Source organism: Amycolatopsis sp. WAC 04182 (genome assembly GCF_003947465.1).
Classification (GTDB): Bacteria; Actinomycetota; Actinomycetes; order Mycobacteriales; family Pseudonocardiaceae; genus Amycolatopsis.
The window spans coordinates 1,044,065-1,056,464 of sequence record NZ_QHJJ01000002.1; the positions used below are offsets into that span (position 1 = coordinate 1,044,065).

Sequence of the window (12,400 nt, forward strand, 5' to 3'; positions counted from 1 at the left end):
GCGACGAGCATGGCGAGGTGTCGAAGAACAAAGCGATCGTCCTGCTGTCGGCCGGACACGCGTGCGTGGACGTGTACCAAGGTTCGGTCGCCGCACTGGTGCCGTTCTTCGCCGCCGAGCGCGCCTACGGCTACGCGGCGGTGTCCGGCATCGTGCTCGCCGCTTCGTTGCTGTCGTCGGTGGCGCAGCCGTTGTTCGGCGCGCTGACCGACCGGTGGGCGATGCCGTGGCTGCTGCCGTCCGCCACGCTCCTCGGCGGGCTCGGCGTCGCCCTCGGCGGACTGGTCGACTCTTACGCGTTGACGCTGGCTTTCGTCGCCGTGTCGGGAATCGGGGTGGCCGCCTACCACCCCGAGGCCGCACGGGTCGCGAGGATCGCCGGCGGTGGCAGGCATACGGCCATGGGCTGGTTCTCCCTAGGCGGCAACATCGGCTTCGCTGCCGCACCCGTACTCGTCGCCGCAGTCATGTCCCTCGGCGGGCTGCGGATGTCTCCACTGCTCGTCGTGCCGGCGCTGGCCGGCTCCGTGCTGTGTCTGCCCGTGCTGCGCGCGCTCGCCAGGACCGCCCGCGCCGGCGGCTCGTCGACGGAGGTGACGGGGGTCGACGACTGGAGATCGTTCACGACGCTGTCGGCCGCCGTCGTCTTCCGCTCGATCGTGTTCGTCGGGCTGAGCACGTTCGTCTCGCTCTACGCCCAGGAGCGGGTCGGGGGCGGCACGACGACGGGCAGCGTCGCGTTGTTCCTGCTCTACCTCGGCGGCGCCGCCGGCACGCTGCTGGGCAGCAGGCTGGCCGGTCGCCGGGACCGCGTCACCGTGGTGCGCCGGTCGTATCTGGCCACCGTCGGCGCGGTCGCGGGGGTCGTGTTCGTACCGGGCCCGGCGTTCTTCCCCTTCGTCCTGCTGGCCGCGGTGGGCCTGTACATCCCGTTCTCCCTGCAGATCACGCTCGCCCAGGACTACCTCCCCAGGCGCGTGGGCACCGCCAGTGGCGTCACCCTCGGCCTGACGGTCAGCATCGGCGGTCTCGCGAGCCCCGTCATCGGAGCGGTCGCCGACCACACTTCCTTGCGGACGGCCCTGCTGCCGTTGATCGCCCTGCCGCTTTTGTGCTGGATCACAACGCGGACCCTGTCGGAGCCGTGCTCCGTCCAAAGGGGAACGGAAGAAATGTCAGCATCACGCAATTAATCATGTACGGCCCTGTACACCATCGGTTACCGGCTGGTAGGTTCCGAGCATCCAAACGTGATCCACTTCATGATTCAAAGGGGAGTCATGACCCGAAAGCCCGCTCGTCTGCTGGCCGTCGCGATCGCCCTCATCGTCGGTTTCGCCGCCGCGCCCGCCGCCTCCGCCGCCCCCGCCACCGATCCGTTCTACAGCTACGACGGCAGTGAACCGTTGTCGTCGTACAGCCCCGGGACCGTGCTGAAGACCCGGACGCTCAATTACCACGTCATCGGCATTTCCACGCCGCTCAAGGTGACCCAGTTGCTGTACCGGTCCACCGACGCGCAGGGGAAGCCGTCCGCCAATGTCACTTCGGTGCTGCGCAGTCTCACCGGCGACAGCACGAAAGCCGTTTCGTACCAATCGTTCTACGATTCGCTCAATCCCGAGCACGGCCCGTCGAGGGCGATCGCCGGTGACGTCTCGCTCGGCGGCCTGATCGCCAACGCGGAGTCGCTGTTCATCGCACCAGCGTTGCTGCTGGGCTACAACGTCGTCATTCCCGACACCGAAGGCCAGCAGGCGAACTTCGCCGCCGGGCCGGAATACGGGACGAACACCCTGGATTCGATCCGGGCCGCGACGCGGGCTCCGGGAACGGGAATGAACGACAAGACCCGGTTCGGTCTCATCGGGTATTCGGGCGGCGCCATCGCGACGGGCTGGGCCGCCGCGCTCGCACCGGATTACGCGCCCGAGGTCAACAAGAACCTCGTCGGTTTCACCGAAGGCGGAGTGCTCGTCAAGCCGTCGCACAATCTCAAGTACGTCAACGGCAGCGTCGCGTGGACCGGGGTCATTCCGATGGCGCTGATCGGTGTCTCGCGGTCCTTCGGCATCGATCTCAAGCCGTACGCGAATTCTTACGGCCTCCAGGTTCTCAAGGACATGGAAAAGGCGTCGATCGTCGACGCGCTCGGCCGGTATCCCGGGCTGACGTGGGAGAAATTCGTCAAGCCCGAGTATGTCAACCCGAACAAGGTGCTGCCGTACGTCGAGGCCGTCAACAAGATCAACCTCGGCTCCGCGCCGACGCCCACCGTGCCCGGCTTCATCGCGCAGGGCAACAACGGTGTCGTGGAAGGTACTTTCGGCAATCCCCCGGGCATCGGGACCGGCGACGGGGTGATGGTCGCCGGTGACGTGCGGTCGCTCGCTCGGCAGTACTGCGACACCGGCAACAAGTCGATCAAGTACGACCAGTACAACACGTTGAGCCACGTCGGGGCGGCCGTCGCCTGGGCGCCGCAGGCCATCGGCTGGCTCAACGACCGGTTCGCGGGCAAGGCCGCGCCGTCCAGCTGCGGGAAGATCGCGCCCGGCAACTCCCTTGCCCCGGAGGTGCCGGTCAGCTGATCCCGCGTGTCCGTGAAGGTCTCCTTTCCTACCCTGACAGTGGGGAAGGAGGCCTTCACGGACCACTGGTCCACGCCGCCGAGCCGGTACGGTGCCGCACGTGACCGAGCACCGCAAGCTGCCGAAGGGGCCCCACAACCTCAGCCGTGACGAGGTCGCCGGGACCCAGCGCGCGCGGCTGATCGACGCGGTTCTGGAGAACACCGGCAAGCGCGGCTACGTCGCCACCACCGTCGGCCACATCACCGCCACGGCGGGCGTGTCCCGGACCTCGTTCTACGAACAGTTCACCGGCAAACAGGACGCGTTCCTCGCCGCCTATCGCGAGATCACCACCGAGTTCATCACGCAGGGCGTCGCCGCGGGCGCCGAGGCCGCGACGCCGCTGGACGCCGTCGCCGCCTGCTGCGACTTCCTCGTCGACTACGTGCACCGGCGTCCCATCGCCGTCCGTGCCGTCCTGCTGGAGATCTACGCGCTCGGCGACGCGGGCCTCGAAGCACGGGAGAACACCTTGCGTGCCGGGGAAGCCGTCTTCGACCGGACGGCGAGATGGCTGCGTGCCACCGATCCCGCGCTGCCGTCACCGCCGCCGTTCACCGCGCGCACGGTCGTCGCCGCCACCATCGAACTGATCACGCAAGCCATCTGGATCGGCACCGAAGAGGCGTACGGCCAGGCTCGCGAAGCCGTCCGCTACACCTGGCTGCTCGGCTTGTTCGGGCACCGGAGCGTCGACGCCTAGCGGGCTTCGGCCGGAGGTCTCAGCACTGTCGGATGTGTCGCGAAAGCCACTTTCGGGACGTCTGGTGTCCCGAAAGTGGCTTTCGCGACATGAGTACCGGGGCGCCGGCTTCGAGCAGAACACGCCCTAGCGGGCGAGGCGCCGCCGTTCGAACTCGACGATCAGTTTCGGGTACCGGCGCGGGAGCAGCCGGACGAGCCGGTCGACGAGTTTCGCGTCGTTCCCGACGAGCACCCGCGGCTTTCCGGCCTCGACTCCGTCGACGATGATGCGGGCGGCCTGGTCGGCCGGCATCTTCAGCAGCTTTTCGTTGTACACCCGGACGCGTTCCCGCTGTTCGGCGGTGGGCTCGATCCCGCGGGCCTCGGCTTCCTTCAACGCCGCCGAGGCGATGCCGGTCTTGATCCCGCCGGGATGGACGACCGTCACCCGCACCGGATGCCCGGCCGCGATCATCTCGGTGCGCAGCGCCTCGGTGAAGCCGCGGACGCCGAACTTGCTGGCGCAGTAGGCACTGAGCGTCGGCTGGGCCATGAAACCGTTAAGGCTGGAGACGTTGACGACCTGGCCGTCGCCGGAGTCGATCAGATGCGGCAGAAAAGCCTTGGTGCCGTTGATGACGCCGAAGAGGTTGACCGCGAGCGTGCGGTCGTACAGCTCCCAGTCCGCGTCGAGGACGGTCTGCCCGCCGCCGGCGATCCCCGCGTTGTTGTAGATCTGGTGCACCACACCGAACTGCCCGGCGACGGCGGTCGCGTACTCCAGCACGGCTGCCCGATTGCTGACGTCCAGCGTGGCGCCCTGCACTTCCGCGCCCAAGGCCTTGACCTCGGCGACGGTATCGGCCAGCCCGGTTTCGTCCACATCGGACACCGCGAGCCGGGCTCCGCGCCGCGCGAGTTCCAGGGCCAGCTGACGGCCGATGCCGGAACCGGCACCGGTGACGACGGCGACCTTGCCGCGAACGCCGCTCATCGGGTCTCCCCCGCCGGGTCGAGGGCCAGTTCGGCGGTGAGCTCGACGAGCCGCTCGACCAGATCCGGGGCGATGTGGTGCCCCATTCCGGGGATTTCGACGTAGCGGGCACCCCTGATGGCCTTGGCTGTCGCCCGCCCGCCGCTGTGGTGGACCATGCGGTCGGTGTCGCCGTGGACCACGACCGTCGGGCAGGTGATGCGGGCGAGTTCGGCGGTGCGGTCGCCGCTGGCCTGGATGGCGCCGATCTGGCGGGCGATGCCGCTGCGGGCGCGCCGTCCCCCGGCCCGTTCCCACAAGCCCTCGGCCCAGGCCGTTTCGACGTCCTTGTCCAGCGGGAACGTGGCCGAGCCGAGGTGCCCCATCAGCGACAGGTGTCCGGTCACGGATTCCTCGACCGTCTGGGCGGGCCGCCTCGCCATGCGCACCAGCGTCGACTTCGCGGGCTGCCCGACGCGGCGATGCCCGGTGGTGGAGAAGATCGACGTCAGCGAAAGGACACGGCCGGGGTTCCGGACGGCGACGGTCTGCGCGATCATGCCGCCCATCGACATACCGACCAGATGCGCCTGCTCGACGCCCAGGTGGTCCAGCAGGCCGACGGTGTCCGCCGCCATGTCGCCCAGGTCGTAGGCATCCGGCAGCGGCCGGGCCAGCAGTTGCCTGAGCTTGCCGGGATTCGGCGCCTTGACGCGATCCGAGCAGCCCGCGTCGCGGTTGTCGAACCGGATGACGCGGAAACCGCGGCCGGTGAACCCCTCGATCATCGGCCGCGGCCACGACGTGAGATCCAGGCCGAGGCCGGCGATCAGCACCAGCGGCACACCGTCGGCCGGGCCGTCTTCGCGGTAACAGATCTTCGGGCCGCCGGGCAGGTCGGCGAAACTGTCGGTCACGAGCTCACCGCTTCTCGGACGTCGGCGTGGGAGAAGTGCAGTTCGGGATCGGTGATGTCGTCCGCGCGCAGCAGCTTGATGTCCGAGTGGTAGCTCATCGACGTCAGCCACGGCATGCGGTCACCCTGACGCGGGAGCTGGTCGAGCGCTCGCTGGACGTATCCGGCGGCGAAGTCGAGGAACGGCTTCGTCGGCATGTCCGGGTCGGCGACGACGGGACGGCAGACGTCATAGCCATGGGCGTCCATATGCGCCAGCAGACGGCAGAAATGCTCGCACAGCAGGCCGATCTTGAGGGTCCAGGACGAGTTCGTGTAGCCGATCGCGAACGCGGCGTTCGGCACGTCCGAAAGCATCATTCCCTTGTACGCAACGGTTTCCGGCAGGATCACCGGTTTGCCGTCGACGCTGAGCTTCGCCCCGCCGAACACCTGGAGGTTCAGGCCGGTGGCCGTGACGATGATGTCCGCTTCCAGCTCACGCCCGGATTCGAGCAGGATCCCCTTCTCGGTGAAGGTCGCGATCTTGTCGGTGACGACGTCGGCCTGCCCCTTGCGGATGGCGGCGAACAGGTCTCCGCCGGGCACGGCGCACAGCCGCTGGTCCCACGGGTCGTACGGCGGGTTGAAGTGCTCGTCGACCGGATAGCCCGGGGGAAGCTGCTTCTTGTTGACGTAGCGGATGAGCCCGCGCGCGGTCTTCGGGAACTTCTGGCAGAACTGCCAGACCGCCAGTCCCTTGCGGATGTTCTTGCGGCGGGTGAGCGCGTACGCCCGCTCGTCGCCGAGGATCTTGCGCAGGCCGTTGGCGATCTTGTCCTCGCGCGGCACCGGCATGACATAGGTCGGGGTGCGCTGCAGCATCGTCACGTGCGCCGCGGTGCCCGCCATCGCCGGGATCAGGGTGACCGCGGTGGCGCCGCTGCCGATCACGACGACACGCTTGCCCGCGTAGTCGAGATCCTCGGGCCAGTGCTGCGGGTGCACGATCGTGCCGGCGAACCGGTCCCTGCCCTCGAAACGCGGGGTGAAGCCCTCGTCGTAGCGGTAGTAGCCGCCCGCGTTGAACAGCCAGCCCGCGCTGAGGCTGGTGCGCTCGCCGGTGTCGGTCCGCTCGATCTCGAGCAGCCAGCGGGACTCGTCGCTCGACCACGCGGCCGAGAGCAGCTTGTGGTGATAGCGGATGGCGGGTTCGAGGCCGTTCTCGGCGACCGCCTCGCGCAGGTACGACAGGATCCGGGGCGCGTCGGCGATGGACTGCTTGTCCCGCCACGGCTTGAACTCGTAGCCGAAGGTGTGGAGATCGGAGTCCGACCGGATGCCCGGGTAGCGGAACAGGTCCCAGGTGCCGCCGGAGGTGCCGCGCGCCTCCAGGATGGCGAACGTCTTGCCCGGGTTCTCGGTCTTCAGGTAGCGCGCGGCCCCGATCCCGGAAATCCCGGCACCGATGATGACCACGTCGAGGTGCTCGACGGGTGTGCTCGTCGTCATGCGGTACTCCAGCCTCGTCTCGATTGCCTCCACGATGCGGGGCAGGCGGGGAATTGCGCTAGCGCTATCTGCACCATCATGATGTATGGATGGTGCAAAGTGCCGCATCGCCGTGGCCGACCCTCTCCCCCGAGGCGCGTGACCTCTTCCGGAGGGGCGCGGAGATCGTGCTGCATCCGCGTGCCGAATGGATCGAAGAACTGCACGAGGCCTCGCTCGGCGGGGGCAGCATGCGCGCGGTCGCGGAGGACCCCGTGCTCACCGAGGGGACCAAACGCGCCAATCTGGCGAATCTGCTGCACTGGGCGGCCGCCAACGTGCAGCGCCCCGGGGAACGGGTCTCCGCCAACCTGAACCAGGAAGTGCTCGACGGCGCCCGCGACATGGTGCGCCGCGGCTTCGACTCCGGCGGTCTCGACGCCTACCGGCGGGCGCAGGGGGTGGCTTGGCGCCGGTGGATCGAGATCTGTTTCGACCTCACGTCGGATCCGGTCCTGCTCCGCGAACTGCTGGACGTCTCGTCGCTGTCGATCACCACGTTCATCGAGGACACCGTCGCGGCCGTGTCCGAACGGATGGCCGTCGAGCGCTCGGAACTGACTCGCGGCGCCCACGCCGAACGCCGGGCCACGGTCACGCTGCTGCTGGAAGGCGCGCCCATCAGCCGCTCGCGGGCCGAAGCCCAGCTCGGCTACCCGCTCGCCGGACCGCATACGGCCGCGATCGTCTGGAGCGGCTCGGCGACACCGTCGTCCCAGCAGCTCGAGACCGCCGCGGAGACGCTCATGCGGGCGAGCGGCGCTTCACACCGGCTGACCGTCGTCGCCAGCGCTGCCGCCCTGTGGGTCTGGCTGCCCGGCCGGACCCCGCCGCGCGCGGACCGGCTCGCCGAAGACCTCGCGCCGCATCCCGACGTCCGGGTCGCGCTGGGACGGCCCGGCAGCGGGATCGACGGGTTCCGCCGCAGCCATCTGGACGCCGCCGCCACCCAGCGGATGCTCGCCCGGCTCACCTCGCCGCAACAGATCGCGCGGTACCAGGACATCCAGCTGCTCGCCCTGCTCACCGGCGATCCCGCGCAGGCTGGCGAATTCATCGCCGACACCCTCGGCGAACTGCGGCACGCCGACGCCGAGACCCGGGAGACCGTGCGGGCCTACGTGCACGAACTGGGCAACACGACACGGACCGCGGAACGGCTCTACACCCACCGGAACACCGTCGTCCGCCGGCTGGCGCGGGCCGACGAGCTGCTCCCCCGGCCGTTGGCGGAGAACGCGGTGGACGTGGCCGTCGCGTTGGAAACGTTGCGGTGGCTGGGAAGCGGCGCTTGAGGCAGTTCACCCGAGAGTGCTCACGGACCAGGGCGGCGAGACCGTACCGTCAGGCGTCACTCCGTACTTGCGCAGTTGCAGGCGACCCCTGCGGTCGTTCATCTTCGCGTAGAGCGTTTCGATGCTTCCCCACGCTTCGGTATGCCCATGCACCAAGGCGATGAGGTAGTGATCCAAGGCGTCGGTGTAGCGGGCTTCACGACGCAGCTGATCGGCGAGACACACGCGAGACTTCACGTCACCGGCGCTGATGCCTCTTTCGAGGAGGGCGATCCCCTGCTCCCGGTGTTCTTTTCGGTCCAGGAGCGACATCGCGACCGAGGCGACGGCCGCCGTGTCGGAGTTCGCGAGCTGTTTCTCGAGTTCCGCCATCGCCTTCTCGAAGTCCCCTTCGACCGCCAGCGCGAGAACATGGTTACGGGCGTAACGCGGATCAGCGGCGTCACATTTTTCGAGAAGACGTTTGGCGTCGTAGGAACGGTGAAGGTCCAACTGCACCTCGACGGCGCGCATACGCGCGGGTGCGTACCCCTCGGCCACCGCGGTCGTGAAGGCGTCCACCGCGGCGGTCAGTTTCTTGCCCCGCACCGCGACCGACCCGAGGCTTCTCTCGAACAGGCGCGTGTCGGTCTCCGCTTCCACCCGATCGGCCGCGACCAGTCCTTCGGCGACCCAGCAGAAGGCCTGCCCCTTGCCCGCGTTGGTTTGCCGCGAGTAGCTGCTCACCACGTGGGCGATGGCCCCTTCGTGGAGCAGGAAGTCACTGAGCGGAACGAGAATGTCCGGAGTCGCAAGGTCGACGGTTTTGACGTACCACTCGAAGGCCTCCTTGTAGCAACCTGCCCGGCACAGCGCGTTGGCCAGATCTTCAGGCCGCGGTGCCCGTTCGAACCGCTGGGCGCGGCGAAAGAACCCGATGGCCTCGGCCGTCCACCCCGCGGCCGCCGACACCTCCGCGGCTTTCGCCAAGGCGGATTCGTCGCCCTCGTCGATGGCTTGCTGATAACACTCGAGCGCGCGCCTTATCAGCCCCTTGGCGGCGAGAACGTCACCGACCGCGGTGAACGCTTCGGGGCTCCCCTTCGCCGAGGCGTTCGCGGCGTGCGTCATCGCCACATCGAAGAAGCCTGCCAAGGTGTTGATCCGCGCGGCGGACGCCAGCGCACCCGGAGCCTCGCAGTCGACCGCCGTCTCACTCCAGTCCAGTGCGTCCTCCAGGAGATTGTGCGCAACCAGGATCTCCGCGCCGAGCAGGTACGCGTGATGCTTGCCCGCGACACCCAGGCCCTCCAAGGTGTCCAGCGCGTACTTGATCTCCTGGTGATCCGTGAGCATGTCCGCGGCGGCTCGCAGGATCTCCGGGCTGTTGTGGTTGTCCAGGGACATCAGCCATTCCACCGCCGACGGCACACCGGTGGTGACGGCCAGCATGTCGGCGGCCACGGCGGCGGCCGTACCGTCGCCGTGCTGCGCGAGGTCGCCGTAAAGGCGCAGTGCGTCCTTCCGCCGCCCCAGATCGTTGTACGCCATGGCCGTCAAAGTGGTCGCACGCTTGTGACGCCGCTCGACCAACCTCGCGAGACAGTCGACGACCTCCTCCGGCCGTCCGGCCGACAGCAGCATTTCGGCCGCGGCGATCTTCGCCTCGTGGTCGGAATCGAAGCGGGCATACTGTTCGAGCGCTTCGTCGATACGACCGGCACGGTGAAGCAGCCCCGCCAGATCGAGCCGTGCCCTTTCATCCCCCTTTTCCGCTGCCCGGAGATAGAAGCGGGCCGCTTGTTGGAGGAGGCCCCGCCTTTCGCACTCCTGGGCCATCGCGGAAAGGCTCGCGGGATCCGCGTGGCGGACCAGGACGTCCCAGAGCCGCTTGTCCGGCAGACGCGGCCGGGCGATGTCGGCCACTTGCCTGCGTTCGAGGTGGTCGTCGAACCGATAGGAACGCCGGCCACCTTCCGCCGACGGTTCTCGCTCGACCAGTACGCTCCGCCCGCCGTTTCCCCGACGGGTCAGCTCGGCGATCGCGTCGGAGAACCACCGGTCGCCGAGGCCACTACGCGCCCCCGAAGACAGATGCAGAGCCGATCCCGCCTCGAGAAGGTCGTGCGGCAGCCACGGACCGTGCGCGGCGATCAGCGCGTCGACCGCACAGTCGAGGATCGCCCGCTCGCCGGCGCCTGCCGTGTCGTAGCGCTCCTGAAGATCAGGGACATCGACGAGATACTGGATCACGCGTCGCGCTTCGGCACGCGAAACCGCTTCGGCCAGCCGCGGATCGGCACCCGACAGTGCCCTGTCTTCCTCCGCGCCGCTGAACGTGTCGGGCACGACGACGCTGCTGCCCGCCAGGAGCAGGCGGACATGGGGAAAGAGATCCTTTCCCTCCGAGGGCTGCGCCGTCAGCAGCCGCCAGTACTTGGTACGCAGCGTCGTGATGATCAGCACCGGCCCGCGCTCGGCATCGTGAAGCAGTTCCCGGAGGACCTTCGCGATCTTGTTGCCCACGCCGGCGCCGGATTCCTTGAAATAGCGCTCGGCCTTGGGAAGCCAGATGACCGTTCGCGGCCCGACCTTTCCGAGCGAGTCCAGCAACTCGCGCGGATCACTGGGGCTGATACTCGGCATCAACCACCAGCCGGCCATCCAGGGGTCCGGCTCCCCGGGCCGTGTCCATCGGATCGCTTCCCAAGCGGAGCGCTTCTTGCCCGCCGTCGATTCGCTGATGAGGGTGACGATCCCGCTCACGCCTCCGACGACCGGCGCCACCTTCGTGCGAAGGAGTTCGTCATGGTCACGCTGAACGTACGCGGTGTCGTCCGGCAAGCCCGCGATGTTCCGGATCGTGCCCCGCACCGGAAGGATCTCCAACCGGCTCGGAACGCAGTCGGCCAAGGAGACACCCATGGTGGCCTCGGGCACGCGGTCCAGCCTGCCCAGGTTGAGCACGTCCACCAGTTCATCCGCCTCTTTCACCGCTCGGTCCGTTCGGGTTGCACGGCAGCAAGTCACCACCCCTCGGGGGACTCGCGCCTGCCTTCGACCGTGGCGGAAGCCGTCTGAACCAGCCAGGCGTTTCAGTGGCCCTTCGCCCAGCGGTCGATACGGCCGAGCAGCGGTGTGAGCGACTTCGTTAGCGCTTACAGCCCGGTTTCACCCGATCGATTCGGCTCGTCCGGCCACAGTGGAAGGTCCAGGTTCCGCAGCATGGCGCGCTGTTCGGCGGTCAGTTCACCCTCGACCGTGATGGTGAACGGGGGCGGTTCCTTGCGGGAGCGCAAAAAGTTGCCCCAAGCGATCCCCAGGTTCGCCAGCCCGGTCAGGGAGCCGACGGACATGCAGATGACCTCGAAGACCCCCATCTCCCCCGTGCTCCGGGATCCCGCGAGGCTGATCGTCGCGGACCGGGTCACGTCGGCGTCCTCGCGGAGCCAGCTGTAGAACTCGGTCAGCGCTTGTTCGTCGCCTGCGGCGTTGATCGTCAGTTCCACGGGACCTCCCTCGAAGTGCTGTCCCTACCAGTCGCGGCCCCGGCCCGGGGCGTAACAAGAATCCGCGCCGCCGGGCGAAACCTCTAGATTGAAGGCATGGTTTCCATCGCCGAGAAGGCCACCCGGCTGCAGGACTTGCACGCCGCCCCCGAACTGCTGCTCGTCGTCAACGTCTGGGACGCGATCACCGCGAAGGTCGTCGCCGAAACGCCTGGTACGCAGGCCCTCGCCACCCCGAGTCACGGGATCGCCGCCGCCCGTGGCTACCCCGACGGCGAGGTGATCCCCCGCGACGAGATGATCGCCGAGGTCGCCCTGATCGTCCGGGTGGCGGGCGATCTGCCGGTCACCGCGGACCTGGAAGCCGGTTACGGCGACCCGGGCGGCACGGTCGCCCGCGCGATCGAGGCGGGCGCGGTCGGCTGCAACCTCGAAGACCAGATGAAACCGCTGGACGAGTCGGTCAAGGCCGTCGAGGCCGCGGTCGCCGCCGCCCAGTCCGCCGGGATCGATTTCGTGCTCAACGCCCGCACCGACGCCTTCCTCCGGGCGGGCGACCGTGACCCCGAGGAGGTGCTGGCCGACGCGATCGCCCGGGGCCGCGCGTACCTGGACGCCGGCGCGTCGAACGTCTTCGTGCCCGGCAAGCTCGACGAGACCCAGGTCGGCAGGCTGGTCGAGGCGCTGGGCGAGCGCAAGGTGAACCTGATCGGCGTCCCGGGCTCGATCCCGCTGGCCACCGCCCAGAAGCTCGGCGTCTCCCGGGTGTCCTACGGGCCCTTCAGCCAGAACGTCGCGCTCACCGCGCTGGCGAAGCTCGCCGAGGACGTCTACGCCGGCGGCGGGCTGCCCGCCGACATGCGCAAGCTGAACTGAGCGAG

General features: G+C 68.5%; 10 protein-coding genes. 5 read left to right on the forward strand and 5 right to left on the reverse strand.

Going from position 1 to position 12,400, the window contains the following annotated elements:
- Positions 1–17: 17 nt before the first annotated feature.
- The 3 genes from DMH01_RS12125 (at position 18) to DMH01_RS12135 (ending at position 3,336) form a co-directional block, all read left to right on the forward strand.
- On the forward strand, positions 18–1,193 hold the full coding sequence (locus DMH01_RS12125; protein ID WP_125676028.1) for an MFS transporter: 1,176 nt from the start codon (positions 18–20) through the stop codon (positions 1,191–1,193).
- Positions 1,194–1,280: 87 nt separating this feature from the next.
- On the forward strand, positions 1,281–2,591 hold the full coding sequence (locus DMH01_RS12130; RefSeq protein WP_125676030.1) for a lipase family protein: 1,311 nt from the start codon (positions 1,281–1,283) through the stop codon (positions 2,589–2,591).
- A gap of 100 nt (positions 2,592–2,691) precedes the next feature.
- Entirely contained in the window at positions 2,692–3,336 is a 645-nt protein-coding gene (locus DMH01_RS12135; protein ID WP_233621480.1) for a TetR/AcrR family transcriptional regulator, read from the forward strand.
- A 126-nt stretch (positions 3,337–3,462) separates the two neighbouring features.
- Here the strand turns inward: DMH01_RS12135 and DMH01_RS12140 are convergent, their stop codons facing one another.
- The 3 genes from DMH01_RS12140 to DMH01_RS12150 are packed head-to-tail and all read right to left on the reverse strand — an operon-like array spanning position 3,463 to position 6,697.
- Complete coding sequence (locus DMH01_RS12140; RefSeq protein WP_125676034.1) at positions 3,463–4,311, reverse strand: SDR family oxidoreductase; 849 nt, start codon at positions 4,309–4,311, stop codon at positions 3,463–3,465.
- The gene (locus tag DMH01_RS12145) at positions 4,308–5,207 is read right to left on the reverse strand and encodes an alpha/beta fold hydrolase (RefSeq protein ID WP_125676036.1); all 900 of its coding nucleotides are present in this window, start codon (positions 5,205–5,207) and stop codon (positions 4,308–4,310) included. The genes DMH01_RS12140 and DMH01_RS12145 overlap by 4 nt, the downstream gene beginning before the upstream one ends.
- The gene (locus DMH01_RS12150) at positions 5,204–6,697 is read right to left on the reverse strand and encodes an NAD(P)/FAD-dependent oxidoreductase (protein ID WP_125676038.1); all 1,494 of its coding nucleotides are present in this window, start codon (positions 6,695–6,697) and stop codon (positions 5,204–5,206) included. The genes DMH01_RS12145 and DMH01_RS12150 overlap by 4 nt, the downstream gene beginning before the upstream one ends.
- Before the next feature lie 89 nt (positions 6,698–6,786).
- Between DMH01_RS12150 and DMH01_RS12155 the strand changes: the two genes are divergently transcribed.
- Positions 6,787–8,031 carry a CdaR family transcriptional regulator gene (locus tag DMH01_RS12155; protein ID WP_125676040.1) on the forward strand — a complete coding sequence of 415 codons (1,245 nt, stop codon included), beginning with the start codon at positions 6,787–6,789 and terminating at the stop codon, positions 8,029–8,031.
- A gap of 6 nt (positions 8,032–8,037) precedes the next feature.
- On the opposite strand, the gene DMH01_RS12160 is transcribed toward DMH01_RS12155, so the two are convergent.
- Positions 8,038–11,004 (reverse strand): hypothetical protein, encoded by a 2,967-nt coding sequence (locus tag DMH01_RS12160; RefSeq protein WP_125676042.1) that lies wholly within the window; start codon positions 11,002–11,004, stop codon positions 8,038–8,040.
- Between the two features lie 164 nt (positions 11,005–11,168).
- Positions 11,169–11,519: a hypothetical protein gene (locus tag DMH01_RS12165; RefSeq protein ID WP_125676044.1), complete on the reverse strand. Its 351-nt coding sequence runs from the start codon at positions 11,517–11,519 to the stop codon at positions 11,169–11,171.
- 96 nt (positions 11,520–11,615) lie between these two features.
- Here DMH01_RS12165 and DMH01_RS12170 point away from each other — a divergent pair, with 96 nt between their 5' ends.
- On the forward strand, positions 11,616–12,395 hold the full coding sequence (locus DMH01_RS12170; protein ID WP_125676046.1) for an isocitrate lyase/phosphoenolpyruvate mutase family protein: 780 nt from the start codon (positions 11,616–11,618) through the stop codon (positions 12,393–12,395).
- Positions 12,396–12,400 lie beyond the last annotated feature (5 nt).

Excerpts from the sequence above, each read along its gene's own strand:
- DMH01_RS12130 (WP_125676030.1), top strand. The coding sequence starts at position 1,281 with ATGACCCGAAAGCCCGCTCGTCTGCTGGCCGTCGCGATCGCCCTCATC.
- DMH01_RS12140 (WP_125676034.1), bottom strand. The coding sequence starts at position 4,311 with ATGAGCGGCGTTCGCGGCAAGGTCGCCGTCGTCACCGGTGCCGGTTCC.
- DMH01_RS12150 (WP_125676038.1), bottom strand. The coding sequence starts at position 6,697 with ATGACGACGAGCACACCCGTCGAGCACCTCGACGTGGTCATCATCGGT.
- DMH01_RS12155 (WP_125676040.1), top strand. The coding sequence starts at position 6,787 with ATGGTGCAAAGTGCCGCATCGCCGTGGCCGACCCTCTCCCCCGAGGCG.
- DMH01_RS12170 (WP_125676046.1), top strand. The coding sequence starts at position 11,616 with ATGGTTTCCATCGCCGAGAAGGCCACCCGGCTGCAGGACTTGCACGCC.